This window comes from Nocardia salmonicida, assembly GCF_036142455.1.
In the GTDB taxonomy this organism is placed as follows: Bacteria; Actinomycetota; Actinomycetes; order Mycobacteriales; family Mycobacteriaceae; genus Nocardia; species Nocardia salmonicida.
Map to the genome: position 1 here is coordinate 6,489,480 of NZ_CP108014.1, position 25,307 is coordinate 6,514,786.

The 25,307-nt window shown below is 67.9% G+C and carries 30 protein-coding genes; 15 read left to right on the top strand and 15 right to left on the bottom strand.

The window, feature by feature from the left end; all coding sequences use genetic code 11:
* The first annotated feature begins 80 nt into the window (after positions 1–80).
* Positions 81–980: an ABC transporter ATP-binding protein gene (locus tag OHS03_RS30335; RefSeq protein WP_328658767.1), complete on the top strand. Its 900-nt coding sequence runs from the start codon at positions 81–83 to the stop codon at positions 978–980.
* Positions 977–1,837: an ABC transporter permease gene (locus OHS03_RS30340; RefSeq protein WP_328658769.1), complete on the top strand. Its 861-nt coding sequence runs from the start codon at positions 977–979 to the stop codon at positions 1,835–1,837. Before OHS03_RS30335 ends, OHS03_RS30340 begins: the two co-directional genes overlap by 4 nt.
* Positions 1,838–1,905: 68 nt before the next feature.
* On the opposite strand, the gene OHS03_RS30345 is transcribed toward OHS03_RS30340, so the two are convergent.
* On the bottom strand, positions 1,906–2,382 hold the full coding sequence (locus tag OHS03_RS30345; protein WP_328658772.1) for a DUF4240 domain-containing protein: 477 nt from the start codon (positions 2,380–2,382) through the stop codon (positions 1,906–1,908).
* Positions 2,383–2,436: 54 nt separating this feature from the next.
* Positions 2,437–3,042, bottom strand: coding sequence for a TetR/AcrR family transcriptional regulator (locus tag OHS03_RS30350; RefSeq protein ID WP_328658774.1), 606 nt, complete (start codon positions 3,040–3,042; stop codon positions 2,437–2,439).
* Positions 3,043–3,146: 104 nt separating this feature from the next.
* Between OHS03_RS30350 and OHS03_RS30355 the strand changes: the two genes are divergently transcribed.
* The 4 genes from OHS03_RS30355 to OHS03_RS30370 all read left to right on the top strand — a co-directional run bounded on the left by OHS03_RS30355 (position 3,147) and on the right by OHS03_RS30370 (position 5,147).
* Positions 3,147–3,800, top strand: a complete 654-nt coding sequence (locus tag OHS03_RS30355; protein WP_328658776.1) for an FMN-dependent NADH-azoreductase — start codon at positions 3,147–3,149, stop codon at positions 3,798–3,800.
* Positions 3,797–4,117: a DMT family transporter gene (locus tag OHS03_RS30360; protein WP_328658778.1), complete on the top strand. Its 321-nt coding sequence runs from the start codon at positions 3,797–3,799 to the stop codon at positions 4,115–4,117. Before OHS03_RS30355 ends, OHS03_RS30360 begins: the two co-directional genes overlap by 4 nt.
* A gap of 55 nt (positions 4,118–4,172) precedes the next feature.
* Complete coding sequence (locus OHS03_RS30365) at positions 4,173–4,619, top strand: SRPBCC family protein (protein WP_056818993.1); 447 nt, start codon at positions 4,173–4,175, stop codon at positions 4,617–4,619.
* A gap of 90 nt (positions 4,620–4,709) precedes the next feature.
* On the top strand, positions 4,710–5,147 hold the full coding sequence (locus OHS03_RS30370) for an OsmC family peroxiredoxin (protein WP_328658780.1): 438 nt from the start codon (positions 4,710–4,712) through the stop codon (positions 5,145–5,147).
* Positions 5,148–5,204: 57 nt separating this feature from the next.
* On the opposite strand, the gene OHS03_RS30375 is transcribed toward OHS03_RS30370, so the two are convergent.
* The 4 genes from OHS03_RS30375 to OHS03_RS30390 all read right to left on the bottom strand — a co-directional run bounded on the left by OHS03_RS30375 (position 5,205) and on the right by OHS03_RS30390 (position 7,220).
* Entirely contained in the window at positions 5,205–5,657 is a 453-nt protein-coding gene (locus OHS03_RS30375; RefSeq protein WP_328658782.1) for a hypothetical protein, read from the bottom strand.
* Between the two features lie 36 nt (positions 5,658–5,693).
* On the bottom strand, positions 5,694–6,479 hold the full coding sequence (locus tag OHS03_RS30380) for a CbtA family protein (RefSeq protein ID WP_328658785.1): 786 nt from the start codon (positions 6,477–6,479) through the stop codon (positions 5,694–5,696).
* On the bottom strand, positions 6,470–6,670 hold the full coding sequence (locus OHS03_RS30385) for a CbtB domain-containing protein (RefSeq protein WP_056818985.1): 201 nt from the start codon (positions 6,668–6,670) through the stop codon (positions 6,470–6,472). Before OHS03_RS30385 ends, OHS03_RS30380 begins: the two co-directional genes overlap by 10 nt.
* A 226-nt stretch (positions 6,671–6,896) precedes the next feature.
* Positions 6,897–7,220 (bottom strand): antibiotic biosynthesis monooxygenase family protein, encoded by a 324-nt coding sequence (locus OHS03_RS30390; protein WP_056818984.1) that lies wholly within the window; start codon positions 7,218–7,220, stop codon positions 6,897–6,899.
* Between the two features lie 57 nt (positions 7,221–7,277).
* Between OHS03_RS30390 and OHS03_RS30395 the strand changes: the two genes are divergently transcribed.
* Positions 7,278–8,021 (top strand): alpha/beta fold hydrolase, encoded by a 744-nt coding sequence (locus OHS03_RS30395; protein ID WP_328658787.1) that lies wholly within the window; start codon positions 7,278–7,280, stop codon positions 8,019–8,021.
* 28 nt (positions 8,022–8,049) lie between these two features.
* Here the strand turns inward: OHS03_RS30395 and OHS03_RS30400 are convergent, their stop codons facing one another.
* Entirely contained in the window at positions 8,050–8,928 is an 879-nt protein-coding gene (locus OHS03_RS30400) for an iron-sulfur binding domain-containing protein (protein WP_328658789.1), read from the bottom strand.
* Between the two features lie 90 nt (positions 8,929–9,018).
* On the opposite strand from OHS03_RS30400, the gene OHS03_RS30405 reads away from it, so the two are divergent.
* Complete coding sequence (locus OHS03_RS30405; protein WP_056819369.1) at positions 9,019–9,642, top strand: carbonic anhydrase; 624 nt, start codon at positions 9,019–9,021, stop codon at positions 9,640–9,642.
* Between the two features lie 82 nt (positions 9,643–9,724).
* Positions 9,725–10,399, top strand: coding sequence for a hypothetical protein (locus OHS03_RS30410; protein WP_328658791.1), 675 nt, complete (start codon positions 9,725–9,727; stop codon positions 10,397–10,399).
* A gap of 154 nt (positions 10,400–10,553) precedes the next feature.
* Here OHS03_RS30410 and radA read toward each other — a convergent pair whose 3' ends face one another.
* Positions 10,554–11,954: a DNA repair protein RadA gene (gene radA / locus OHS03_RS30415; RefSeq protein ID WP_328658793.1), complete on the bottom strand. Its 1,401-nt coding sequence runs from the start codon at positions 11,952–11,954 to the stop codon at positions 10,554–10,556.
* A gap of 80 nt (positions 11,955–12,034) precedes the next feature.
* Complete coding sequence (locus tag OHS03_RS30420; protein ID WP_328658795.1) at positions 12,035–12,715, bottom strand: copper chaperone PCu(A)C domain-containing protein; 681 nt, start codon at positions 12,713–12,715, stop codon at positions 12,035–12,037.
* A 351-nt stretch (positions 12,716–13,066) separates the two neighbouring features.
* Between OHS03_RS30420 and carD the strand changes: the two genes are divergently transcribed.
* The 6 genes from carD (at position 13,067) to OHS03_RS30450 (ending at position 17,644) form a co-directional block, all read left to right on the top strand.
* A complete protein-coding gene (gene carD, locus OHS03_RS30425; RefSeq protein ID WP_019044685.1) occupies positions 13,067–13,555 on the top strand; it encodes an RNA polymerase-binding transcription factor CarD in 489 nt (162 codons plus the stop codon).
* Between the two features lie 10 nt (positions 13,556–13,565).
* On the top strand, positions 13,566–14,327 hold the full coding sequence (gene ispD / locus OHS03_RS30430; RefSeq protein ID WP_328658797.1) for a 2-C-methyl-D-erythritol 4-phosphate cytidylyltransferase: 762 nt from the start codon (positions 13,566–13,568) through the stop codon (positions 14,325–14,327).
* On the top strand, positions 14,324–14,791 hold the full coding sequence (gene ispF, locus OHS03_RS30435) for a 2-C-methyl-D-erythritol 2,4-cyclodiphosphate synthase (protein WP_328658799.1): 468 nt from the start codon (positions 14,324–14,326) through the stop codon (positions 14,789–14,791). The genes ispD and ispF overlap by 4 nt, the downstream gene beginning before the upstream one ends.
* 131 nt (positions 14,792–14,922) lie before the next feature.
* Positions 14,923–16,326, top strand: a complete 1,404-nt coding sequence (cysS, locus tag OHS03_RS30440) for a cysteine--tRNA ligase (RefSeq protein WP_063004562.1) — start codon at positions 14,923–14,925, stop codon at positions 16,324–16,326.
* The gene (rlmB, locus tag OHS03_RS30445) at positions 16,326–17,315 is read left to right on the top strand and encodes a 23S rRNA (guanosine(2251)-2'-O)-methyltransferase RlmB (RefSeq protein ID WP_056819366.1); all 990 of its coding nucleotides are present in this window, start codon (positions 16,326–16,328) and stop codon (positions 17,313–17,315) included. The genes cysS and rlmB overlap by 1 nt, the downstream gene beginning before the upstream one ends.
* A gap of 50 nt (positions 17,316–17,365) precedes the next feature.
* Entirely contained in the window at positions 17,366–17,644 is a 279-nt protein-coding gene (locus OHS03_RS30450; RefSeq protein ID WP_056818970.1) for a DUF4190 domain-containing protein, read from the top strand.
* Between the two features lie 2 nt (positions 17,645–17,646).
* Here the strand turns inward: OHS03_RS30450 and OHS03_RS30455 are convergent, their stop codons facing one another.
* The 6 genes from OHS03_RS30455 to otsB all read right to left on the bottom strand — a co-directional run bounded on the left by OHS03_RS30455 (position 17,647) and on the right by otsB (position 24,975).
* Positions 17,647–18,450 (bottom strand): enoyl-CoA hydratase/isomerase family protein, encoded by an 804-nt coding sequence (locus OHS03_RS30455; RefSeq protein WP_301904623.1) that lies wholly within the window; start codon positions 18,448–18,450, stop codon positions 17,647–17,649.
* Positions 18,451–18,464: 14 nt separating this feature from the next.
* Positions 18,465–19,640 (bottom strand): acyl-CoA dehydrogenase family protein, encoded by a 1,176-nt coding sequence (locus tag OHS03_RS30460; RefSeq protein ID WP_328658801.1) that lies wholly within the window; start codon positions 19,638–19,640, stop codon positions 18,465–18,467.
* Between the two features lie 22 nt (positions 19,641–19,662).
* Positions 19,663–20,529 (bottom strand): metal ABC transporter permease, encoded by an 867-nt coding sequence (locus OHS03_RS30465; RefSeq protein WP_174562632.1) that lies wholly within the window; start codon positions 20,527–20,529, stop codon positions 19,663–19,665.
* Positions 20,529–21,377, bottom strand: coding sequence for a metal ABC transporter ATP-binding protein (locus OHS03_RS30470; protein WP_405149453.1), 849 nt, complete (start codon positions 21,375–21,377; stop codon positions 20,529–20,531). The genes OHS03_RS30465 and OHS03_RS30470 overlap by 1 nt, the downstream gene beginning before the upstream one ends.
* Before the next feature lie 8 nt (positions 21,378–21,385).
* Complete coding sequence (locus OHS03_RS30475) at positions 21,386–22,270, bottom strand: metal ABC transporter solute-binding protein, Zn/Mn family (protein WP_328658803.1); 885 nt, start codon at positions 22,268–22,270, stop codon at positions 21,386–21,388.
* 134 nt (positions 22,271–22,404) lie between these two features.
* A complete protein-coding gene (gene otsB, locus OHS03_RS30480) occupies positions 22,405–24,975 on the bottom strand; it encodes a trehalose-phosphatase (RefSeq protein ID WP_328658805.1) in 2,571 nt (856 codons plus the stop codon).
* Positions 24,976–25,307: the final 332 nt, after the last annotated feature.

Sequence of the window (25,307 nt, forward strand, 5' to 3'; positions counted from 1 at the left end):
CGCGTAGTCCGCGCGGCGTAGCGCCGAGCACGCCGCGGGACGGATGCCCGGGCACCCCTCGAACGCGGATTCTGATTCCCATGAACGAATCGATCGTGGTCACCACCGAGTTGACCAAACGCTATGGCGAGCACCTCGCGGTGGACGCGGTGAGCATGCGGGTCGCGGCCGGGGAGATCTACGGATTCCTCGGCCCCAACGGCGCGGGCAAAACCACCACGTTGCGCATGCTGGCCGGCCTCATCCGACCCAGTGCGGGCACCGCGACCGTCCGGGGCCGCACGCCGGGCGACCCGGAGGTACTGCGCGGAATCGGCGTCCTCATCGAGGGCCCAGGCTTCTACCCCTACCTCTCCGGCCGCGACAACCTGCGGGTACTGGCCCGCTATCGCGGCCACGGCGATGCCGAGGTCGAGACGGCGCTGGAACGGGTGGGCCTGGCCGACCGGGCAGGCGACCGTTTCCGCACCTATTCGCTCGGCATGAAGCAGCGTCTCGGGGTCGGCGCGGCCATGCTCGGCGACCCGGATCTGCTGATTCTCGACGAACCGACCAACGGCCTCGACCCAGCGGGCCTGGCCGAGATGCGCACGCTCATCACCGATCTCGCGGCCGACGGACATACCGTGCTGCTGTCGAGCCACCAGCTCACCGAGGTACAGGAGATCTGCCACCGTGTCGGCGTGATCTCCGGTGGTCGCTTGCTCGCGGAATCCACGGTGTCGGAATTGCGCGGCACCGCGACACTTCTGCTGCGCGCCGAGCCCGTGGACGTGGCGCTCGACGCGGTGCGCGCGGTCATCGACGCCCCCGCACGAGCGGGTGCGGACGGAATCAGGGTCGAAACGAGCGCCGCGATGGCGCCGGAGGTGGCGCGGGCTGTCGTCTCGGCGGGCGCGGACCTGCTCGAACTGCGGGTGGACGAGAAATCCCTGGAAGAAGTGTTCTTCGAGATGACAGCTGTGGAGGTAGCGAAATGAACACCATGACAAGGGATCTCGTTGCCAGCGTGCGCGCGGAGGCGGTACGTCTCGGACGCTGGCCCGCCTTCTGGATCGTCCTCGGCACCTGGATTCTGCTCAACCTGACCTTCGCCTACCTGTTCAACTACCTCGCTTACACCTCCGGCGAGAGCAGCGCGATGTCGGACGGTCTCCCACGCGACGTTCTTCTCGGCCAACTCATGCCCGCTGCCGTTCCCGAAGTGTTCACGCAGGGCATGTCGATGTTCGGCGGCGCGCTGGTGCTGATCCTCGGCGCCCTGGCCGTCGGCAGCGGATACGGCTGGGGCACCTGGAAAACCGTGTTCACCCAGGGGCCGAGCAGAGCCGCGGCGGTAGCGGGACTGCTGTTGTCCCTGCTGGTGGTGGTCCTCGCGCTCGTCCTGGTCGCCTTCGTCGTCGACATCGGCATCGCCACCGTGATCGCGGCGGGCGAGTCCCAGCCGATCACCATGCCGTCGCTCGATGACACCCTGATCGGAATCCTCACCGGTACCGCCATTCTCGGCATGTGGACCCTCGCGGGCGCCCTCATCGGCGCCATCGCCCGCGGCCCCGCCCTGGCTGTCGGTCTCGGTCTGGTCTGGGTCCTGGTGGTGGAGAACCTCCTACGTGGCGTGGCGGGCATCTTCGGCCCGATCGAAGCCGTCACCAACCTGCTTCCGGGCACCGCCGCGGGCTCGCTGGCGGGCGCGATGCGCACCGTGGAGGGTCCAGCCAACCCTGGCGTTCTCGACATCCTCACCCGCGGCGAATCTTTCGCTCTCCTGGCCGCGTATGTGACGGCCTTCGCGGGCGGCACGATCTGGTTGATGACTCGCCGCGATCTCACCTGACCTGCGATCAACCGGTAGCGGCAGTCCGAAACGGGCTGCCGCTACCTACACTTCGGCCTCACCTCGAGTCAGGACCAGCCTGCCGGGTTCGAGGCCGTTTCGCGGGAGATGCCCGAGCCGGTCTTCGGAAATCCGCCGAAGCGCTCATTGTGTAGGTGGGCGAAGAAATAGCACATTCTCTCGCATTCGGCGTCGGTGATCGCGGCCTCGGGGTCGGAATTGACGGCGTCGTAGTAGTCGCGGCCCATGGCCACGATGAATCCACGGGCGTAGAGGAAGCCGTCGTCGGAGCCGTCGGTGATCGCCTGGATTTCGGCGCGGTCGATGTCGTAGAGCGCGCGTTCGGCGACACGGTCGAGGGCGGTCAGTTCCTCGCTGGTGAAATCTGTCGACAGGGCGCTCAACTGGGCGAGGAACGCGTCGAGTCGGTTCTGGAGGCCGTCTTCCGTCGATCGCAGAACGGCGGCCGGTTCGGTACCGGTGGCCGCCCAGGCCGATGCGATCAGATTCCAGAATCTGGCGTTGTCTTCGGGGGTGCTCGTCACCCGTCGGACGGTACTGCTCGGGTCCGACACGTAGCTGCTGTCAGTGGTTCTCGGTCAGACACCCAGCAGGCGCTGGGCCAGTGTGGTCAGACCGGCGGTGATCTGCTCGGGTGACAATCCGCGTTCGCATTGCTGGAGGTAGACCTCGGCGGCGAGTGGCGCGAGGACCGTATCGACCAGCGAATCCGGTTGTGGCACCTCGGCTTCGATCAGCAGCGAGCGCACGTGCACCGACCAGAAGCCATAGGCCCCGGTGCTGAAACGGGCGCCGCCGGTCTCCGCGCCGAGCACCAGATGGGCATGGGCGGTGAGTAATTCGACCATCGCCGCGTAGAAGGCGGCGAGTCGATCGGCCGGGGGCGCGCCGGGGCCCAGCGGGGGCGCGCCGCGTAGTAGCTCTTCCTGAAGGGCGCGTTCGTGCTCGTCCAGGAGGGCGACGGCGATCGCGTTGCGGTCGGGATAGCGGCGGTAGAGGGTGCCGCGACCGACGCCCGCGGCCTTGGCGATGTCGTCCATGGTGACCGTGCGCGGGTCGCGGGTGGCGAAGAGTTCGGCGGCCGCCGCCAGCACCTTCGCGCGATTGCGCGCCGCGTCGGTGCGCTCAGAGGGCGGCGGCGCATCCAGCGACGCGCCGGTGAGCAGGTCGGATCGGGACTCCATGGGTCGACTGTAGCCCAGAAAAGAATATGTGGACATCATGTCCACTTGTGTTCTATCGTCGAGAAATCGACAAGCGGACATCATGTCCAGTTAGGAACCCTGTGATGACACACCTGCTGCACCTGGACTCCAGCGCTCGTGCGAACTCCCTCAGTCGTGAGCTCGGCAGGGAGTTCGTCCAGGCCTGGCGCGACGCGGAACCCGGCGGTACTTACACCTACCGTGACCTCGCCGCCGAGCCGACGCCGTTCATCGACGAGGGGTGGACCGAACTGTGTGACGCTGCGCTCGCCGCCGGGGTCACCGACCTCGACCGACTCGCGGAACTCGCCGTGACGCCCGCGGCTCGGGCCGCGTGGCGGGTGGTCGAACCGCTGCTGGCGCAGGTGCTGGCCGCCGACGTGATCCTGATCGGTACCCCGATGTACAACTACTCCGTCCCCGCCTCGCTCAAGGCATGGCTCGACCAGGTCACGTTTCCTCGAATGTCGTTGGGGCGGCGCAGATTCGTGGTGGTCACCGCCCGTGGCGGCGCGTACTCGCCCGGTGCGCCGAAAGCCGCGTTCGATTATCAGGAACGCTTCCTGCGTGACTTCTTCGCAGGCCACTTCGCCGTCACCGACACGGTTTTCGTCAACGCGGAGCTGGCCAATGCCGTTCAGGATCCGAACCTGGCTCACCTGCGCGACGCCCACGAGGCATCGCTCGCCGCCGCGCGGGCCGAAGTGCGCTCTCTGGCAAAGGACTACGCGCGATGAGCTGGCTGGTGCTCGGCCTGGCCGGGCTCGTCGAAATTCTCTGGTCGCAGACCATCAAACCGACCGAGAACTTCACCAAACTCGGCCCGACCCTGCTCTGTGTCACGCTCGGCTCGCTGGCCGTGTATCTGCTCTCGCGTGCCATGCAGACCCTCCCGGTGGGCACCGCCTACGCGGTATTCACCGGTATCGGGGCGCTCGGCGCGATCGGTCTCGGTGTGCTCGTGCACAAGGATCCGCTCAGCGCGGGCCGCGCGCTGGCCTTGTCGCTGATCCTCGGCGGCATCGTGCTCGCGCGCGTGACGAATCCTGAGTAACGCTGTCGCACACCCGATGAGAGGATCGGCCGGTCATGACCGGTAAGGTCGGCTGATGGACCAGCCAGTTCGCCCCCCGGACCTGTCCACGCGGCCACACGAGCTCACGGTCGAGCGCGTGATGAAAGCCTCGCCCAGCCTGCTCTACGCGGCCTGGACCCAAGGCATGGACCTGTGGCTGGCCGTTCCCGGATCGGTGCTGATGCGCCCCGCCGTCAACGAGCCCCTCTACTTCGACACCGGCTCGCCCGAGAAACGCAACCCCCATTACGGCCGCATCCTGCTGCTCGAGCCGAACCGGCGCATCGAGTTCACCTGGGTCACCGCCGCCACCGACGGCGTCGAAACGGTGGTCGCCGCCGAATTCCTCAAACAACCACGCGGCATCCGCCTGCGCCTGCGCCACTCCGGTTTCCCCACCGCGGCGATCCGGGATCTGCACAAGCAGGTCTGGCCGGACAAACTCGAGCGGCTCGACGAAATCACCAGCGCCACCGTCTGACCGGCATACCGGGCCGATCGTCGGCCGAGCGCTGTTCGGCTCGCGTAGGTTCGACACCGAACGCAACACCTCCGAATCGAAGGGATCGCAATGCCGACTCGTAGCGCACGCACACTCTGGTCAGGCGGACTCCAGGACGGGTCCGGGCAGGTCGAACTGGTCAGCTCGGGTGTGGGCAAGTTCGATGTGAGCTTCCCGCGCCGCACGGCCGAGACGGCCGAGGGCACCAGCCCGGAGGAGCTGATCGGGGCGGCGCACTCGTCGTGCTACTCGATGGCGCTGTCGGCGGAGATCGCCAATGCGGGCGGGACGCCGGAAAGCCTCGACGTCAACGCGGACGTGACCCTCGCGCCCGACCCGGCCGGTGGTTTCCGGATCAGCAAGATCAAGCTCACCGTGCGCGGACGTGCGTCGGGCCTCGACGCCGACGGGTTCGCCGCGGCGGCCCTCGCGGCCAAGAACGGGTGCCCGGTCAGCAAGGCGCTCGCCGGCGTGGCCGAGATCGAGCTCGACGCCGCATTGGGCTGACCAGCTCCGCTGTGATCGTGCGATCGGCCGCGACCGATCGCACGATCACGCCGGTCGTCAGTGCCGGGTGAACCAGCGGTGCGCGGCGGGGGTGTACATCGCCGGAATCGCGATGACGACCGCCAGGATGTGAACGGTTCGGCAGCCTGCCAGCACGGTCGAACTGGGGGACATGCCGTCGAACAGTGTCGTGTAGTCGTCGGTGGACAACACGACCGCCAGCGGCTCGATGATCAGCGAGACCAGGCCCACCACGCCGATGCCGACGGTCAGCAGAGCGCGGGCCACCCGACTGCCGTTGAGCATGTACAGCGCGACCCCCGCGACCGCCAGGTAGATGGCGAGCCGGGGTAGTAGACCCGCGGCGGTGGCGCCGAACTCGTCGCCACCACGCGCGGCGCGCAACAGTCCTTCGGCGACACCCGCGGCGAGAGCGGTGACGAGTCCGCCGAACGCGACGTTCACGGCGCGGGGGCGAGTGGTGGAAACAAGAAAGGCAGGGCCGGTCATGACACCGACACTGCCGTTCTCAGCTGCTCGCGAGGATCACCCTGCGGTAGGAACCTTGTCCACTACCGGAGTGCTACGCCGCGAAGCGAATTCCGTGAGCGCGGCGAACGCCAGCCCCAAACTCACCCACAGAGTGGTGGTTTCGGCCAGCGAGGCCACCCGGAAATTCCACAGCAGAGTGGCGGGGAAGTCGTCGGCCACCTCGTTCACGCCGGGCAGCAGCACGTAGCCGACCGTGGTGACCACGACGAACGCGCCGACCCCGGCGATGAGCCGGAGCGTGTCCGACGCGGCGACCGCGCGGTAGGCCGCGACGGCTGCCGAGACGGCAAGAAGGCCGAGTACGACGGCCGCGACCCACAGCCAGGTGCGGTCGTTGATGGTGTCCGGATCACCCACCGCGGGCGGGTTGGCCGGATACTTGAAGAACGGCACCGCGACGATCGCCGCCCACGCGAGAACCGCTGTGGTCAGCGACAATTGGGGTCCGGACAGGGTGGTGAACCGGCGTGCCGCATTCACCGCCGATGCGAACAACGCGCCGAACGCCATGCCCGCCAAACCGAGTGCGAGGAACTGTCCCGCCTTCTGGCCCGACCGGCTGACCAGCGGTTCGTCCTCGTCGCCGTGGGAATGGCCCTGCGGCTGCGCGGCTTCGTGGCCGTGTTCGGCCGGAGCGGCCGCGGCTTCTTCGATGGCGATCGCGGCGTCCACCTGGGGCTCGCCGACGAAGTAGCCCACTGTCGCGGCCAGCAGGCCGGCGATCAGGCCGGCCAGCAGGCCGCGCAACAGCAGGGTCTTGAGTGATCCGATCAGTGGCACGGAACGCCCAGCAGGTGACGTCCGTCGTGCATCAGCTCGTGCAGGAACATCCCGCTACGCGAGACGGCCCCTTGGTCGAAACCGACCAGGTACAGGGCGAGCAGTGCAAGCAGGACGACGCCGACCGTGACGAGCACGGTTGCGAGGGTGTCGAGGCCGGTAGATCGGCTGGGTGAATGAACGATTGCCATTCGGGTCCTCCTTCAGGGATACGCGTCCCACGGTTGAAGTGTGGTGCGAAGGTGCCGGTGTCTGGCTCTCCGGCACCGGGGACCCGGTACTTGGATACAGTGGCGCGACCGCTCCGGATTCACACCGGAATTACCGCGCACCCTCGCGTATGTTCCCTCGAACTGTGACAGCCGCGAGCCGTCTACGTCAATACAGGCAACCGCATGTCCAGCGGAAACGCCGCTGTCAGCCCTTCGCGGGCACGTCGAGGACGACCTCGAACTCGAGCAGCGAGGCGCCCGTCGACACCGGCTTGGGACGCTCGCCCTCGCCGCCGTTTCCGGCGTGCGCCGCGCGGGCCGGACCGTCACGCCACGTGGCGAACGATTCCTCCGAATCCCATTGCGTCACAACGAAATACCGGTTGTCACCGGCGACCGGGCGCAGCAACTGGAAGCCGAGGAATCCGGGGGAGTTCTCCACCGCACCCGCACGCGCGGCGAACCGCTTCTCCAACTCGGGGCCTGCGCCCTCGGGAACCTCGATCGCATTGATCTTCACAACAGCCATGGTGGTGATTATTGCGGCTGGTGCCGCCACGTGACAGGGCTGGGGCAGTATCGGGGTGTGTTGAACGACGAAGGTGGGTCCGGTACCCCGATCCTGCTGCTGCACGGGCTGATGGGGAGCGCGCGGACCTGGGCCGATCAGGTGCCGTGGTTGCGCGGTTACGGGCACGTCTATGCCGTCGACGCCGCCGGGCACGGGCGGCCGACACCGGCCGAGCTCACCACGGAGGCATTCGTGGCCGACCTGGCCGAGCTCACCGCCGAGATCACCGAACCGATGGTGATCGTCGGGCATTCGATGGGCGCGATCCACGGGTGGGTCTTCGCGGCGACCTATCCCGAGCGGGTGCGCGCGATCGTCGTCGAGGACATCGCCCCCGATTTCACCGGCCGTACCGCCGCCCACTGGGCCGAGCTGATCCACTCATGGCCGCAACCGTTCGCCGACGAACAGGCGGTGCTCGACTACTTCGGCCCGGTCGCGGGCGCCTATTTCCTTCGCGCGTTCACCGCGGCGCCCGACGGCTACCGCCTGCACGGCGAGGTGGACACCTTCCGCGCGATCTCCGAAGAGTGGGGTACGCGCGACTTCTGGACGGAATGGAAGTCGCTGCGGGTCCCCGCGCTGCTCATCGAAGGCGAGCACACCATCACCCCGCCGCGGCAGATGCGCACGATGACCGAGGTGCATCCCGATGCGGAGTATGTGCGCGTCGCGGCGGCGGGGCACCTGGTGCACGACGAACAACCCGAGGTCTACCGCGAACACGTCGGCCGGTTCCTGCAACGCGTCACGGGGTGAGCCGGTCGGCCTCGCTACGCGCGAAGTGTCACCCGGCGGCGCTTCCCTCGCCCGCCAGGGCGAACAGTCCGTCATCGGTCTGCTCGATCAGCCCGTCGACCAGCAACGAATCCAGCGCCCGCGCGCGCTGACCCGGATCTCGGGTCCAGGCCAGGTCGAGGCGGATCCGCTCGACCGGGCCCGAGGCGTCGCGAAGGACATCGAGCAGCCGGCCACGAGCCTGACGGTCGGTGCCCTCGAACTTCTGCACCTTGCGGGCCACCGCGGCGGCGGGTTTGCCCGCCTCGACCCACGCACAACTGGGCAGCGGGCAGCGGGCGCAGTCGGGATTGCGGGCCGTGCAGACCAGGGCGCCCAGCTCCATCAGGGCCGCCGAGAAGGTCGCGGCGCGCGGCACCGGGACGGGCAGCAGGGCTTCGGTCTCCGCGAGATCGCGCGAGGACGGGTTCCCCGGCTCGCGGCCGTGCACCGCGCGCGCGACCACGCGTCGAACGTTGGTGTCCACCACGGGAACCCGCTGTCCGTAGGCGAAGCAGGCCACGGCGCGGGCGGTGTACGCGCCGATTCCGGGCAGGCTCAGCAGCACGTCGACGTCGGCGGGAACCACGTCGCCGTGTTCGGCCGCCAACACCCGCGCGCACTCGTGCAACCGCAGCGCCCGGCGCGGATACCCCAACTTGCCCCACGCCCGCAGCACCTCGGCTTGCGTCGACGCCGCCATCGCCGACGGCACCGGCCAGCGCGCCACCCACTCGCGCCAGATCGGCTCCACGCGCACCACCGGCGTCTGCTGCAGCATGATCTCGCTCATCAGGATGTGCCATGCGGTCGCGTCCGGCTCGCGCCACGGCAGCGCGCGCGCCGTCTCGCCGAACCAATCGAGCAGGGCTTCCGCGTCGATGCTCACCGTTCCCGTTTCCTCTGAGCCAGTCTCTCTTTGCCGACGCTTAACGTGGCGGACTCGCTGGTAACCAAGGGCCTGTGCACAATGGTCGGTATGCCTGGTTCCAATCCGATAAGCGCCTGGAAGTCGTTGCGCGAAGGCAATGAGCGTTTCGTCAACGACACCCTGCAGCATCCTAGCCAGGGCGCCGCAGACCGAGCCAAACTCGTCAAGGGCCAAAACCCTCACGCGATTCTGTTCGGCTGCGGTGATTCCCGCGTCGCCGCCGAACTGATCTTCGATCAGGGTCTCGGCGACATGTTCGTGGTGCGCACAGCGGGCCACGTCGTGGACAGTTCGGTGCTCGGCTCGATCGAATACGGCGTCGAGGTGCTCAATGTGCCGCTGATCGTGGTCCTGGGCCACGACAGCTGTGGTGCGGTGAAGGCCACCATCGACGCACTCGACGGCGGCGAAGTACCCGGCGGGTTCATCCGCAGCGTGGTCGAGCGGGTGACGCCGTCGATCCTGGTCGGACGACGCGAAGGGCTCACTTCGCTCGACGACCTCGAAGCGCGTCACGTGGTGGAGACCAGCAAGCTGCTCATGCAGCGGTCGATGATCATCTCCCAGCGCGTTGCCACTGGTCAGTGCGCTATCGCCAGCGTCACCTACAAGCTCGAAGACGGGCGTGTGCACCTGCGGCGCACCGTCGGCAATATCGGCGAGGTGGTCTGAGCCGGGGACTCACGCCCGGTTCGGCTCCCGACACGCCGAGGTCATCGAGCGCGCCCCCGCGCGCTGCGCTTACCTTTGAGGTGTGCTGGAACCGAATGGACCGCTCTCACCGGAGATCTACTGGCGCCGCCGTGCACTCGCGATCGGCGTCATCGTCGTCGCGCTCGCGATCGTGATCTGGCTCGTCACCATGGTCGCGCGCGGTGGGGACTCGTCCGGAGCCGGCAGTGCGGCAGCGAGTACCACCACGTCGGCGGAGTCGAGCGCGAGCGCGTCCGCGACCAGTTCGACGCCGAGTAGCTCGTCGAGCAGTGCGTCGGCCACGCCGAGCGCGACGACCTCCGCCGCCGACCAGCCCGCGGCACAGCCGTGCTCGGATCAGTCGCTGGCGCTGAAGGTGACGGTCGGGCAGCCGACCTACCGGGTGGGCGACCAGCCGGCGTTCGGCACCGTCATCACCAACATCTCGTCCGCGGCCTGCGCGCGCGACCTCGGTGCGGGCCCGCAGTTCCTCGTCTACACCCTCGACGGGCAGCGCAGGCTCTGGGCGAGCAACGACTGCAACCAGGACGACCCGGCGGAAATGAAGACGCTCAAGGCCGGTGAACAACTCTCGTACAAGGGCACCTGGTTCGGCACCACCTCGCAGCCGCAGTGCGCGGGCGACCGACTGCAGGTGCCCGCGGGCGCGTACATGGTCGTCGCCCAACTGGGCGCCGTTCGCAGTGCCGCGGAGCCCTTCAACCTCGCCTCCTGACGCCGCGTTCCCGCTGCCGGGGGCATTGTGCGGGTGCGCCATTGGTCACATGTTCGAGTTGGGTCGATTTGCAGTGTTCGCAGGATCGGTCAGCCCGTCAATGGACATTGGCGTGGAAATGGATGATCGGTGCTGATTCGGGCGGTTGCCGGGGTTATTCCACTGCCACGACCTCGCGGGGTGCGCGGGATTTGCGGAGCTCGGCCAATCGCAGCGCCGAGCGTAGGTCCCCGACCTCGTGGATACGCATCGTGCCGGTCTTCGTTTTCTCCGAACCGGGCGGGACGAGAGCGGTGGTGAACCCCAAACGCTCGGCTTCGGCCAGGCGCCTGCCGAGCCCGGTGACCTTGCGGACCTCACCCGCCAAGCCGACCTCGCCGAGGATCACCCAGCCCGCGGGCAGGGCGATATCGGCCTCGGCGGACGCGATGGCCAAGGCGATGGCCAGATCGGCGGTCGGCTCGAGCAGACGCATGCCGCCGACGGTCGCCGCGTACACATCGTGCTTGCCGAGGAAGACCCGCCCTCGGCTCTGCAGCACCGCGAGCACCATGGCGACGCGGTTGTAGTCCAGCCCGCTCACGGCTCGGCGAGGCTGCGGGATCTCGGTCTTCACGGTGAGCCCTTGCACCTCGGCCACCAGTGGTCGTTTGCCGTCCATCGCGACGGTCACCGCGGTGCCGGGGACGGTGTCGGTGCGATGGTGCAGGAACAGCCCGGAGGGATCGTCGACGCAGGCGATGCCGTCGTCGTGCAGTTCGAAGCAGCCGACCTCATCGGCGCTACCGAAGCGGTTCTTGATGCCGCGAACCATCCGCAGCGACGAATTCTTGTCGCCCTCGAACTGCAACACCACGTCCACCAGGTGCTCGAGGGTGCGCGGGCCCGCCACGTTCCCGTCCTTGGTGACGTGGCCGACCAGCAGCACCGCGATCCCGGTCGCCTTGGCCAGCGAGGTGAGTGCCGCCGTGACCGCGCGTACCTGGGTGACACCGCCGATCACACCGTCCACCTCGGGCGCCAGCATGGTCTGCACCGAGTCCACCACCAGCAGCGTCGGCCGTACCTGCTCCACATGCCCGAGCACGATCGACAGATCCGATTCGGCCGCCAGATACACCCGGTCGTGCACCGCGCCGGTCCGATCGGCCCGCAGCCGCACCTGCCCGGCCGACTCCTCGGCGGTCACATACAGCGCGGTCTCCTCGCGCGCCGCCGCCCACCGGAACGCGACCTCGAGCAGCAGCGTCGACTTGCCGACCCCCGGCTCGCCCGACAGCAGCACCACCGAGCCCGGCACTACTCCGCCTCCGAGTACCCGATCGAGCTCGCTCACCCCCGTCGACCGCGCCTGCGTGACCTTGGAGTCGATCTGCGACAACGGCGCCGCGGCCGTACTCGGCAGCATCGCCCGGCGGCCCGGCGCCGCGGTGGATGCCGAGACGGCCACCTCGTTCACCGTTCCCCAGGCGCCGCAATCAGGGCACTTACCCACCCATTTGGACACCTCGTGCGTGCACGCGGAGCACCGGAAGACTGCTTTGGTCTTGGCCACACGCGCACCCTACGGACCGAGACCGACACAAAGAGAAGAGCCGCCGCGAAGTTCGCGACGGCTCTTTCCTGCTGCGGGTCTCAGTGACCGCCCGCACCCTCGGGCGCGGGGCCGGACTTCTCGTTCTCGATGCGCGCGACCGCGGCGGCGTCGACCGGGACCGACACCTGCACGGTGCCCGCGTCCTTGAAGTTGAACGTGACGTTGTAGGTCAGGCCGGGGACGATGTCCTTGGTCAGACCGGTGATCTCGATCGTGGCCGGGGTCTTCACCGGATCGTTCGAGGGGAGGTCGACGCCCGCGGCGGCACCGGTCGGGGTGGCCGAGGTGGTGCCGTGGTGATCATCGGCCGCGGCGGGCTCGGTCTCGCCCGTCCCCACGAACACGGTCTGCTGCGGCTTCAGCACGAACTTGGGGTCGGCATTGGGACCGGTGATCTTGACCTGGCCCAGGTCGGTACTCACGCTGGTCAGCTCATCGGTGATGATCTCGCTGTTGTTGATGATCGACAGCGAGAGCGTCGCCTTGCCGCCCTTGTCGTGCTCGGCGGCGGCCTCCGGGTACACGATGTGCACATTGCGCAGGGCGATCTCGCCGATGTTGGCGTGGTTGCCGTTGATGGCGGCTTCCTGCGTCGAGGTCTGGGTGATCTGGCCGGCACTGCAGCCGGTCAGGGCGATGCCCGCGGCAGCGGCGAGCGCGGCAACCGTCACCATGCGACGTCGCGCCGACTGGGCGGTCACAGCTTTCAGGGCAGTCACGGTTTGTCCTCCATGTCGACCGGGCTACTCCGGTCCACGCGGGGACCGGAGGGTAGTAACTAGGCAGCGTAGTAGTTCACTCCGCGCGGGTGACGTTCGGGCTCGCGACGCGCGGGTGCGGAAGTAACGGTTCGGTGTCTCGAGCGGGTTTGCCGGATCGATGCCGGGTTGCCGATGCGCGATAACCGGTCGCTATGCTGGTAGTTAACCCGTTCTGGCGCAACACAATGCACATCAATTCTGCAATGTCAACCCCTGCGATGGCCTCGTTGTGGCCCTGACCTGCACAGTTGATCGCGCCGTTATCGAGTCGCATGTTAAACTGTGAACATCGAAAGGGGCACGGGACACATGATTTTTAAGGTCGGAGACACCGTCGTTTACCCCCACCACGGAGCGGCGCTGATCGAAGCAATCGAGACCCGCACCATCAAGGGTGTGCAGAAAGAGTATCTGGTCCTGAAGGTTGCGCAAGGCGACCTGACCGTTCGGGTTCCCGCAGAGAACGCTGAATACGTCGGCGTCCGTGACGTCGTCGGCCAAGAAGGTCTCGACCGCGTCTTCCAGGTGCTGCGCGCGCCACACACGGAGGAGCCGACCAACTGGTCCCGCCGTTACAAGGCCAACCTCGAGAAACTCGCCTCCGGCGATGTGAACAAGGTGGCCGAAGTGGTTCGTGACCTGTGGCGTCGTGAGCAGGACCGCGGCTTGTCCGCCGGTGAGAAGCGAATGCTTGCCAAGGCTCGTCAGATTCTCGTCGGTGAGCTCGCGCTCGCCGAGGGCACCGACGACGGCAAGGCTGAATCGCTGCTCGACGAGGTCCTCGCCGCGGCTTCCTAGAAATAAACAAGTGCGACCTGTCGTAGCACTGGTCCCTGCCGCCGGTCGTGGCGTGCGCCTGGGTGAACCCACCCCGAAGGCGTTCGTTCCGGTCGGCGGCACACCTATGGTCCGGTTGGCCGTCGACGGCCTGATCGCGTCCGGTGCGGTGCACCGGGTTGTCGTGGTCGTACCCGCCGAACTGGTCGAGGCCGCATCCACGTTGCTGTCCACCACCACCTCGCTGACCGGCGGTTCGATGCCCCCTGTGCCGGTGCAGGTGGTCGTGGGCGGCGCCGAGCGCACCGATTCGGTGCGCGCGGGCATCGCGGCCGCACCCGACGCCGCGTTCTACCTCGTGCACGATGCCGCACGCGCGCTCACACCGCCGGAGCTGATCGCGCGGGTGGCCGCAGAGCTACAGGCAGGCAGTCAGGCCGTGGTCCCCGCGTTGCCCGTTGTCGACACCGTGAAATCGGTCGACGACGCGGGCATCGTCACCGGGACCCCCGATCGCGCCCACCTGCGCGCCATCCAAACTCCCCAGGGCTTCGCCGCCGACCTGCTTCGCCGCGCCTACGCCACCGACGTCGGCGCCACCGACGACGCGGGCCTGGTCGAACGCCTCGGTATCGCCGTGCACACCGTCCCCGGCGACCCGCTGGCGTTCAAGATCACCACCCCCCTCGACCTGCGCCTCGCCGAGGCGCTTCTCGCCGACTGCAGCCGGTCCCCGGCCGCCCGGCACCCGGGTGTCGACGCCTCCTCCGTCGTGCAGGCGGTTGCCCGATGAGAGTCGGAATCGGCAGCGACGTGCACCCCATCGAGCCCGGACGCCCCTGCTGGATGGCCGGTCTGCTGTTCTCCGAGGCCGACGGGTGCGCCGGCCACTCCGACGGCGACGTCGCCGCCCACGCCCTCTGCGACGCCCTGCTTTCCGCCGCAGGACTGGGTGATGTGGGCGCTGTCTTCGGCGTCGGCCGCCCCGAATGGGCAGGCGTCACCGGCGCCGCCATGCTCACCGAAGTCCGCAGGCTGCTGGCCGAAGAAGGCTTCGAGGTCGTGAACGCCGCGGTGCAGGTGATCGGTAATCGCCCGAAGATCGGCCCGCGCCGCGCCGAGGCGCAAAAAGTACTCGGCGAACTTCTCGACGCCCCTGTTTCGGTGTCCGGCACCACGACCGACGGTCTCGGTCTCACCGGTCGCGGCGAAGGTATCGCCGCCATCGCCACCTGTCTGATCGCGGCATGTTCGTAGCCCCGACGGGCCACTGAACCTTTCTTTCCGCGCATCGCTTTTCGCCGATTCGATCAGCTGTTCCGTTCACCACGGCGCCACGAACCGGCCGGTCAACCCCACCACAATCCCACCGACTAGGATCGAATGCCGTGACCTTGCGCCTTTTTGACACCGACACGCGAACCATGCGGGAATTCACCCCGCTGGTCCCCGGCCGTGCCTCGGTGTATCTGTGTGGGGCCACCGTCCAGGGGCAACCCCATATCGGTCATGTGCGCAGTGGCGTCGCCTTCGACGTGCTGCGTCGCTGGCTGCTCGCGCACGACTACGACGTGCGGTTCATCCGCAATGTCACCGATATCGACGACAAGATCTTGAACAAGGCCGCCGAAGCGGGCAGGCCGTGGTGGGAATGGGCCGCGACGCACGAGCGCGCTTTCGACTCCGCCTACGAAACCCTCGGGGTCCTGCCGCCTTCGGCTGAACCGCGCGCCACCGGTCACATCACCCAGATGGTCGACCTGATGCAGCGCCTGATCGAGCGCGGTCACGCCTACGCCGCCGAGGGCGATGTGTATTTCGACGTGATGAGCTGGCCGAATTACGGCGAGCTGTCCGGCCACCGCCTCGACGACGTGCACCAGGGCGAAACTCCGACCCGCTGCAAACGTGATCCTCGCGACTTCACGCTGTGGAAGGCCGCCAAGCCGGGCGAGCCGAGCTGGCCCTCGCCCTGGGGTCCCGGTCGCCCCGGCTGGCACCTGGAATGCTCGGCGATGGCCGAGTTCTATCTCGGCCCGGAATTCGATATCCACTGCGGTGGAATGGATCTGATTTTCCCGCACCACGAGAACGAGATCGCCCAGTCCAAAGCGGCAGGCGACGGTTTCGCGCGTTACTGGCTGCACAACGGCTGGGTGACGATGGGCGGAGAGAAAATGTCGAAGTCACTCGGCAACGTGCTCTCGGTGCCGAATGTTCTCACCCGGGTGCGCCCGGTAGAATTGCGTTTCTACTTGGGCAGCGCGCATTACCGCTCGATGCTCGAATACTCCGACAAGGCACTCGACGACGCGGTCGCCTCGTATCAGCGCATCGAAGCCTTCGTGCAGCGAGTGCTGGACCGAGCGGGCGAGGTGCCGATCGGAAAATGGACCGACGGATTCGCCGCCGCGATCGATGACGATCTGGCAGTCCCGAAGGCGCTCGCCGAAATTCACCACGTGGTGCACGAGGGCAATCGCGCGCTGGAAGCGGGTGCGGTCGAGACCGCGGTCGAACTGGCCGGTCAGGTGCGGGCGATGCTGGGAATTCTCGGCGTCGACCCGCTCGACGAACAGTGGTACACCCCCGCCGACAATTCGGCGGCGATCGACGCGCTCGACGTGCTCGTCCGCACGGAGCTGGATCGCCGGGCGAACGCGCGGGCCGACAAGAACTGGGCAGAAGCCGATGCCGCACGGGATCGGCTCATCGCCGCGGGTATCGAGGTAACCGATACCCCGCAGGGGCCGGAATGGTCGCTGGGCGCATCGAGCGGAAAGGCGAACTGATGGCAGGCAATTCACAGCGACGCGGAGCGGTACGCAAGGGCGGCACCAAAAAGGGGCAGGTCGCCGGTTCCGGTGGCAAGCATCGCCGCGGGCTGGAGGGCAGGGGTGCTACCCCGCCCGCCGTCGCGCGCACCAAGCACCCCGCCGCCAAGCGGGCCAGAGCCGCCGAGAAGGCCAAAGCCAATGCGGCACAGGGCCGTCCGACCGGTAAGTCCGGTGTGCCGCGCGTCGGCCGCAAGTCCGACGAGGGTCCCGAGTTGGTGCTCGGCCGTAACCCCGTGCTCGAGTGTCTGCGCGCCGAGGTGCCCGCGACCGCCCTGTTCGTGGCGGTCGGCACCGAGAACGACGACCGGCTCTCGGAGAGCGTGCAGCGCGCCGCCGATATGGGCATCTCCATCCTCGAGGTGCCGCGCACCGATCTGGATCGGCTCAGCGCCAACGGAATGCACCAGGGCGTTGCCCTGCAGGTGCCGCCGTACCGCTACGCCCACCCCGACGATCTGATGGACCGGGTGAAGTCCACCGCCGAGCCCGCCCTGCTGGTCGCGCTCGACAACATCACCGACCCGCGCAACCTCGGCGCCGTCATCCGCTCGGTGGCCGCGTTCGGCGGTCAGGGCGTGGTGATCCCGCAGCGTCGCAGTGCCAGCGTCACCGCCGTGGCGTGGCGTACCAGTGCGGGTGCGGCTGCCCGCCTCCCCGTCGCCAGGGCCACCAATCTGACTCGCACACTGAAGGATTGGGCCGCGCAGGGCATCCAGGTGATCGGCCTCGACGCCGACGGCGACACCACCCTCGACAACTTCGACGGCAGCGTCCCGACGGTCGTGGTCGTTGGCTCGGAGGGCAAGGGCCTGTCGCGTCTGGTGCGGGAGAACTGTGACTCGATCCTGAGCATCCCGATGGCGGGTCCGGTCGAGTCGCTCAACGCCTCGGTAGCCGCGGGCGTCGTCCTCGCCGACATCGCCCGTCAGCGCCGTCTGGGCTGAGTCCGCGCGGTTGACGGGCAAAACCGCTCTGTCACCGTACAATTCGTGCTGTGGCGATCCCTAATCAGCCGATCGGCGAAACGGTCGAGCACCCGCAGGCCAATATGATCCTTGTGCTCGGGCTGCTCAGCCCGTTCTGCTGTGGGATCTTCGGGCCGTTCGCGTGGGTGCTCGGCAAGCGGGCACTCAACGAGATCGACGCGTCCTACGGTGGGCTCAGCGGCCGGTCACAGGTGGTGATCGGCTACATCGCGGGCATCATCGGCACGATCCTCATGCTGATGTTCGCCCTGCTGTATCTGGCCGGTTCCTGCAACGGGAACTTCTGAGTTCAGTCCAGGCTCGGGCGCTCGCCGGGAGCGTCCCAGGCCGGCCATTCGTCGTTGACACTGCCGGTCCAGTTCGGCGGGCGACGTTCCTTGAACGCCACCATCGCCTCGCCACCGTCGACACTCTTGGCAACCTGCGCGTTGAGCTCGGATTCGAGCTGCCCGACCACGGCCGGGGTCATGCCGAGGCTCTCCCAGATCAGCCGCTTGGTGAGCGCGACCGGTAGGGGAGCGGTCCCGGTCGCGATGTCGTGGGCCACCGACATCGCCGTCGTCAGTACTTCGTCGGCGGGCAGCGAGGCATTGCCCAAACCGAGCGACTTGGCTTCGTCACCGTCGAACGTACGCCCGGTGAGCATGATGTCGGCGGCGTTGGCCAGCCCGGCCAGCCGTGGCACCGTCCAGTGCGCGAACCCGTCGGCGAGCACCCCGCGCCGCACCTGGTTCAGCCCGTAGACGGCATCGCGAGCGAAGTACCGCAGATCGCACTGCAGCGCCAGGGCCAGGCCGATGCCGACCGCGTGTCCGTTCACCGCGGCGATCACCGGCTTACGCACCTGCCAGGGCGGCGGATCGAGGGTCGCGCTCACGTCGCCGCCGCGCGCCGCGAGATCCGCGCCCGCGCAGAAGGCCGGTGGGGTTCCGGTGATGACGACGGCGCGGATCGCGTCCTCGATATCGCAGCGACGGAGCGCGGCGCTCAGCTCGGCCGCCATCGTGGGGGTGACGGCGTTCTGCTTGGCAGGTCGGTTGAGCGTCAACAAGGCGACGCCGCCTTCGACATCGACGAGCAATTCCGAACTCATGGGACCGAATCGTACTAGCGACCGGACAGCAAGTGTCTGCCGATCGCATACTTGTGCACTTCCGTCGGCCCGTCGTAGAGACGGAACGCGCGCATATCCCGGAACAACATCTCCACGACCGTCTCGTCGCTGATCCCGATCCCGCCGAGCACCTGCACGCAGCGATCGGTGACTTTGAACAATTCCTCGGACACATACGACTTGGCCATCGACGATTCGTGCCTTGCCTGCTGCCCCTGATCCATCAGCCAGCAGGCGTGCCAGATGGTCAGCCTGCACTGGTGCAGCGCCACCTCGTTGTCGGCGAGCATGAACGACACGCCCTCGTGTTCGCCGATCGGCTTACCGAAGGCGGTGCGGGTGCGCGCGTAGTCCAGTGCGATGGACTGGGCGCGAGCGGCCGCGCCGAGCCAGCGCATACAGTGCGTGAGCCGGGCGGGAGCGAGCCGTAATTGCGCGTACCGCAGCGCCTGTCCGGTGCGACCGAGCACGGCCGTCGGCGGCAGCGTGAGATTGTCGAACCGCACCACCGCGTGCCCGCCGACGTAGTTGCGGTCCATCGTGTTCATGATCCGCTCGATCACGATGCCCGGCGCGTCACCGTCGGTGATGAACAATGTCGGCCCCGCGGGCAGGTGCGGGTTCTCGGCGAGCAGCGCCATGATGATCCAGGTCTTGGCGCCGTCGGCCCCGGTGATCAACCATTTGCGACCGTTGATCACGAAATTCTCGCCGTCGAACACCGCCTCGGTGCTGAGCTGTCCGGGATCCGAACCCGCCCCACCTGGCTCGGTCATCGCGAAGACCGAACGCTGTTCGCCCCGGATCACCGGCATCAGATACTGGTCGATCTGCTCCGGATCGGCGATCTTGCCGAGCAGATACATGTTTCCCTCGTCGGGCGCGGCGCAGTTCATGGCGACCGGCCCGAGCGTGGACCACCCCGCCGCCTCGTACACCAGCGCCTGCTCGATGTGGCTGAGTCCAAGGCCGCCGTATTCCACCGGCGCCTGCACGGTCAGCAGCTTCTCGGCGCGAGCCAGCTCCACGAGTTCGGCCCGCAATGCGTCGGTCGGGCCGTGCGCGGTGAGGCGGGGATCGCGCTCGAACGGCACGATCTGCTCGACGACGAAGTTCCGGGCTCGGTCACGAAGGGCGGCGAGATCGTCCGGCACTGAGAAATCGATCATGAATCGATTGTGTTCTATCGGTTCAGCGCGCGGGTACGAGTTGCCGATTGCGATGTCCGACGAACCGGCACACCAGGTAGATGCTGAACGAGATCGCGGTGACGAAGGTCGACACCGGAACTCCGGGCGCCAGCGACAGCAACAGCCCGCCCACGGCGGCGACCTCGGCGAAGATCACCGAAAGCACGGTCGCCCGCATCGGGCTGGAGGTCACCTGCGCGGCGGCCGCGGCCGGGGTGATCAGCAACGCGAGCACCAGCAGCGCGCCGACGATCTGCACGCCGAACGCGGCGGTGATCCCGAGCAGCACCGCGAACACCACCGACAGCGCCCGCACCGGCACGCCACGCGCGATCGCGACCTCGGGATCGGCACTCGCGAACAGCAACGGCCGATACACCACAGCCAGCACGGCGAGCACGCCCGCGGTACACGTGACCAGCAGCGCGAGCCCGTCATAGCCGACCCCGGCCACCTGCCCGGTGAGCAGCGAGAACTTCGACCCGGCCCGCTCCGGCGCGAGCCACAGGAACAACACCGACAGCCCGAGCCCGAACGACAGCACCACCGCGATCACCGAATCACGTTCGCGCGCACGAGAGCCCAGCCATCCGAACAGCACGGCCGCGACCACCGAACCGGCGATCGCCCCGAATCCGACCCCGACCCCGACGAGCAGCGCCGCCGACGCGCCGGTCAGCGACAGCTCGCTGGTCCCGTGTACCGCGAACGACATCTGCCTGGCGACGATCAGCGGCCCGATCAACCCCGCCAGCAACCCCAGCAGCGCACTGGCCAACAGCGCCTGCTGCACGAAGTCGTAGCCGAGCAGATTCGCGGTGGTGCCGAAGTTGAACATCTGCTCGAACACCTTGGTGAGCTTGTCCATCAGGCCGTCCCGCCCAGCGCGTCCATGTCGTCACCGGTTCCGACCACGACAAGGCGTCCGCGTACCCGCAACACCTCGACCTCGGTGCCGTACAACTCCGACAGCGTTTCCGACGTCATCACCTCATCGGGCGTACCGATCCGGAAGCCGCCGTCGACCAGATACAGCACCCGGTCCACCAGCGGCAGGATCGGATTGATCTCGTGGGTGACGAACAGCACCGCCGTGTCGTGTTCGCGGCGACGCTTGTCGACCAACTCGGCTACCAGCCGCTGATTCGCCATATCGAGGCTCAGCAGCGGCTCGTCACACAGCAGCACCGACGGATCGCCGACCAGCGCCTGCGCGACCCGCAACCGCTGCTGCTCGCCACCGGACAGCGTCTCCAGCGGCGCGTGCGCGAACGACCCGGCACCCACCGCGGCAATGGCGCTGTCGACCTTCTCGGCCCTGCCGCGTCGACCACGCCAGCCGAGCCCCCACCGGTGCCCGTCCACGCCGAGGCCGACCAGATCGATCCCGCGCAGCTGCACACCGGCGTCGATGGTCTTCTGCTGCGGGATGTAGCCGATGCCCGGATTGCCGACCCCGGCGCGGCGCCCCGCGATCTGCGCGTTGCCCGAGCTCAAGGCGAGGGTGCCGAGCAGCACCCGCAGCAGCGAGGTCTTGCCGGAGCCGTTGGGTCCGAGGACGGCGATGAACTCACCCGGGCGCACGTCGAGGTCGAGGTCACGCCATAGCGTGCGGTCGCCGAAGGCCATGGTCGCCGCGCGCAGACGGATCGCCGCGTCGGCGGCGTCGACATCGGGCGCGGTGGTGGTTTCCGACAGTGCGGTTGCCTCGGTCATGGGCGTCCTCAGCGCAGGGCCGCGGCGAGCGCCTTGGCGTTGGCGGTCTGCCACTGGATGTAATCCATTCCGGCGGGCAGGGTTTCGGTGACCTCGACAACGGCGATGCCCGCGGACTGCGCGGTGGCCCGCAGGTCCTGGGTGATCTTGTCCTCGGTCTGGGTGTTGTAGATCAGCGCCTTGACCTGCTTGGCGGTGATCAGGTCGCGAGTGGCGGCGACGGCGGCCGGGGCCGGGTCGGTCTCCTGCTCGATCGCTTCCTGGAAGTCGCGCGGGGTCTTGTCCTGCGCGGTCGCGGCCTGCAACAGGTAGTGCGCGAGGGGCTCGGACTGGGCGACCGGCGCGTTCGGCGTCTGGGTGGCGATGGTGCCGGTGATGGTGCTGACGCCGATCAGCTGGTTCTTGAAGGCCACCGCGCGTTCGGCGTAGGCGCTCGCGTGCGCGGCGTCGACCTCGCCGAGCTCGGCGGCGATCCGGTCGGCGACGGCGGCCACGGTACTCACGTCGTACCAGACGTGCTCGTTGTCGTCGCCCTTGTTCGGGCGCTGTTCGAAGGCTTCGACGGTCCGCTTGTCCTTGCCCGAGATGGCCTTCTCGATGAACTCGTCGTAGTGCCCGCCGTTGAACACCACCAGATCCGCGTCGCTGATCTCGGCGGTATCGGTGGCCGAGGTCTCGAACGAGTGCGGGTCGGCGGCGGGATCGCTGATGATCGAGGTCACCTGCGCATCCGGCCCGGCGACGGCGGTCGCGACGGAACCCCACACATTGGTGGAGGCGACGATCTGGGGGGTACCGGAATCGGTGGAGCTTGTTCCGCAGGCGCTGAGGACGACCACGGCCGCCACTCCCGCCGTGAGACCGGCAAACAAGCGGGCGAATCGAGGGTTCACGCGGCACTCCTGGCGTACAAGCACTAGATCATAATGGAAATCGTTACCGTTTTAGATTAGCAGCTACGAAAACCCGGTACGAACCGCATCGAAAAGCCGGGCTCGAGATTCGAACCCGGCTTTGTCGAGCGCTGTCAGACCAGGGCGTTGACCGGCTGGCTCAACAACTGGGCGCAGCGCAGCAAGCCGAGGTGGCTGTAAGCCTGGGGGTGATTACCGAGGGAGCGTTCGGCGACCGGATCGTATTCCTCGCTGAGCAGGCCGGTGGGGCCTGCCGCCGCGACCAGCTGTGCGAAGAGCGCCTCGGCGTCGGAGCGCCTGCCGATCAGCAGGTAGGCCTCCACCAGCCAGGCGGCGCACAGGTGGAAGCCGCCCTCGCCGCCGGGCAGTCCGTCGTCGTGGTGATAGCGGTACACCGTGGCGCCACTGCGCAGCTCGGCCTCGGTGGCCACCACCGTCGCGGCGAAGCGCGGGTCGGCCGGGTCGATCAGGCCGCTCAGGCCGATGTGCAGGGTGGCCGCGTCCAGATCGGTGCCGTCGTAGGCCGCGGTGTAGGACTGGACCTCGTCGTTCCAGCCCTTCGCCCGCACCTCGTCGGCGATCGTGTCGCGCAGCGTCGCCCAGTCGGGATCGGCTCCACGATCGAAGCGCTCCGCCAGGGTGAGGGCCCGATCGATCGTGAGCCAGCCCATCACCTTGGAGTACACGTGGTGGCGGGGATTGCCGCGGATCTCCCAGATGCCGTGGTCGGGTTCGGTCCAGCGACGCTGCACCGCCGACACCATCGCGTGCACCAGTTCCCAGTCGGCATCCGGCAGCGCCTTGGCCGGGGCGATGATGCCCTGACGCTCGCGTTCGTGCGCCATCGAGGTGATCAGGTCGACGATCGGCCCGAACACGTCGAGCTGCACCTGCATATTGGCCGCGTTGCCCACCCGCACCGGCCGCGAACCGGCGTAACCGGGCAGCAGGTCGATCACGGCCTCGGGCGGCAGGGTCTCGCCGTAGATCGTGTACAGCGGGTGCAGGCGCTCCGGCCCTGGCAGGGTGTCGAGCACCTTGTGTACCCAGCCGAGGAATTCCTCGGCCTCGGTCAGTGAGCCGAGCGTCACCAGGGCCTGCGCGGTCAGCGACGCGTCACGCAGCCAGCAGTAGCGGTAGTCCCAGTTGCGCACGCCGCCGATGTCCTCCGGCAGCGAGGTGGTCGCCGCGGCCAGGATCGATCCCGACGGGCGATGCACCAGTCCGCGCAGTGTCAGCGCCGAGCGCTTCATCAGATCCGGCTTGAGCGGCGGCAGCTGCAATCCCGCCGCCCACTGCGACCAGTACTGCTCGGCGAGCTGGCGGCGCTGCGGCTCCGGCGTCATCGAGGGCGTGAGATCGGCGGTGCCGCAGCGCAATTCGAGCACAACCGGCCCGATCGACGGATCGACCACCGCACGGGCCTGGTCGTTGGTGCCGTCGGACAGGATCTCCCACTCCACGCCAGGGGAGCGCAGCACCATCGGATCGTTGGTGCCGCTGACCTGGATTCCGTTGCGCACAACCTCCATGCGCACCGGCACCTGGCCGAACTCGGGCTGCGGCGCGAAGACGACGACGGCCTTCGCGGCGCCGGTGATCACCCTGGTCAGGTCGGTGCGGTCGGCGGTCACGTCGTGCGGCAGATAGTCGGCCACTTGCAAACTGGCCCACCGTGTCTCGACTGTCATCGTGCCGTCCACATACCGCTGCGACAGCGGCAGGCTCGGCCGCTCCGGCGCCACTGTGAAATGCCCGGCCGCCGCGCCGCCGAGCAGGTGGGCGAATACCGCCGCCGAGTCCGGCTCCGGATGGCAGAACCAGGTGACCGTCGCGTCAGGGGTGAGCAGTGCGACCGAACGCGGGCTGGCCAGCATGCTCAGCCGCTCGATCCGAGGGGCGCTCGCCCCGGCCAGCCAGGTGCGCCGCTCCTCGACCAGGAACGCCAGCGCGCGCGCCACGTCCTCGGTGGAGTTCACGTGCAGCTTGGCGATGCTCTCGCCCTCGCCGACCTTGATGCCGACGTCGGGCCCCGACAGCACGCGGAACGCCTTCTCGTCGGTCACGTCGTCGCCGAAGAACACTGCGGCAGAGGCGCTTTCCTGATGGCGGATGGTGTCGAGCGCGGTGCCCTTGTCGGTCGGGATCACCGCGAGCTCGATCACCGCCTTACCCTCGGTCACCTGTACGCCCACCCAGCGAGCGGGACCTTGACGCGCGGAAGCCAGTGCGCGCCCAGCGATTTCGGGGTCGGCGTTACGAACGTGCAGCGCGGCGCTGGCCGGCTTCATCTCGACAGCCACGCCCGGGTTCTCGGCGGCGATCTTCGAGAACGCCGAATTGATCTCTGTCAGTAGCCGTTTGGCGTCGCTGTCGATCGCGTGCACGAAGCCGACGTCGAACTCCGAGCCGTGACTACCGATCAGCTGTACCTCGACCGGCAGGCGAGACAGCGCGGCCAGATCGCGTAGCGCTCTACCGGAAATCACCGCCGCAGTAGTGTTCGCCAACCCCGCCAGCGCGCGTAACGCGCTCACCGATTCCCGTTGGGGAAACGCTTTCGACGGGTCGGACACGATCGGGGCAATAGTCCCGTCGTAGTCCGAGGCAACCAAGAGCCGTGGCACGCGCGCAACCGACGCCAGTGCACGGCGGACATCCAAGGGCAGTTCCTGTGCGCTCACGCATCCAACCTAGTGATGGGAGGAGTTGATCAGGGGGCGCGAAAAACAATACTGCGTCAATTTTGCCGCGCGAGCGGCGCGGCACGTTGTGCGCACGAACCCCGGTCGTTTGCTCGCGACTTTACGGCAAATTACCGACCGGTCGGCTACCGTCGTACGCCGGATCCATCGAGCTCACCGGGCATGCGGCGGCCTCGGCGAAGCGCGCGAGGCCGGTAGATGCGCTGTTTCGCATATGCGACGTCGGCTATGCATCTTCCTACTGGAAGACGCACAGCCGACGGGTGTCAACAGCGATGGGCGATTTGTGATGATGCGGCAGCGAGGTTTGC

What these genes read in the sequence shown, in the direction of transcription:
- OHS03_RS30350 (WP_328658774.1), bottom strand. Translation starts at nt 3,042, where the DNA reads ATGGAGTCCCGATCCGACCTGCTCACCGGCGCGTCGCTGGATGCGCCG.
- OHS03_RS30355 (WP_328658776.1), top strand. Translation starts at nt 3,147, where the DNA reads ATGACACACCTGCTGCACCTGGACTCCAGCGCTCGTGCGAACTCCCTC.
- rlmB (WP_056819366.1), top strand. Translation starts at nt 16,326, where the DNA reads ATGGCAGGCAATTCACAGCGACGCGGAGCGGTACGCAAGGGCGGCACC.
- OHS03_RS30455 (WP_301904623.1), bottom strand. Translation starts at nt 18,450, where the DNA reads ATGAGTTCGGAATTGCTCGTCGATGTCGAAGGCGGCGTCGCCTTGTTG.
- OHS03_RS30465 (WP_174562632.1), bottom strand. Translation starts at nt 20,529, where the DNA reads ATGGACAAGCTCACCAAGGTGTTCGAGCAGATGTTCAACTTCGGCACC.
- OHS03_RS30460 (WP_328658801.1), bottom strand. Translation starts at nt 19,640, where the DNA reads ATGATCGATTTCTCAGTGCCGGACGATCTCGCCGCCCTTCGTGACCGA.
- OHS03_RS30335 (WP_328658767.1), top strand. Translation starts at nt 81, where the DNA reads ATGAACGAATCGATCGTGGTCACCACCGAGTTGACCAAACGCTATGGC.
- OHS03_RS30370 (WP_328658780.1), top strand. Translation starts at nt 4,710, where the DNA reads ATGCCGACTCGTAGCGCACGCACACTCTGGTCAGGCGGACTCCAGGAC.
- OHS03_RS30405 (WP_056819369.1), top strand. Translation starts at nt 9,019, where the DNA reads ATGCCTGGTTCCAATCCGATAAGCGCCTGGAAGTCGTTGCGCGAAGGC.
- OHS03_RS30340 (WP_328658769.1), top strand. Translation starts at nt 977, where the DNA reads ATGAACACCATGACAAGGGATCTCGTTGCCAGCGTGCGCGCGGAGGCG.
- OHS03_RS30385 (WP_056818985.1), bottom strand. Translation starts at nt 6,670, where the DNA reads ATGGCAATCGTTCATTCACCCAGCCGATCTACCGGCCTCGACACCCTC.
- carD (WP_019044685.1), top strand. Translation starts at nt 13,067, where the DNA reads ATGATTTTTAAGGTCGGAGACACCGTCGTTTACCCCCACCACGGAGCG.
- OHS03_RS30360 (WP_328658778.1), top strand. Translation starts at nt 3,797, where the DNA reads ATGAGCTGGCTGGTGCTCGGCCTGGCCGGGCTCGTCGAAATTCTCTGG.
- ispF (WP_328658799.1), top strand. Translation starts at nt 14,324, where the DNA reads ATGAGAGTCGGAATCGGCAGCGACGTGCACCCCATCGAGCCCGGACGC.
- OHS03_RS30390 (WP_056818984.1), bottom strand. Translation starts at nt 7,220, where the DNA reads ATGGCTGTTGTGAAGATCAATGCGATCGAGGTTCCCGAGGGCGCAGGC.
- OHS03_RS30470 (WP_405149453.1), bottom strand. Translation starts at nt 21,377, where the DNA reads ATGACCGAGGCAACCGCACTGTCGGAAACCACCACCGCGCCCGATGTC.
- OHS03_RS30365 (WP_056818993.1), top strand. Translation starts at nt 4,173, where the DNA reads ATGGACCAGCCAGTTCGCCCCCCGGACCTGTCCACGCGGCCACACGAG.
- OHS03_RS30375 (WP_328658782.1), bottom strand. Translation starts at nt 5,657, where the DNA reads ATGACCGGCCCTGCCTTTCTTGTTTCCACCACTCGCCCCCGCGCCGTG.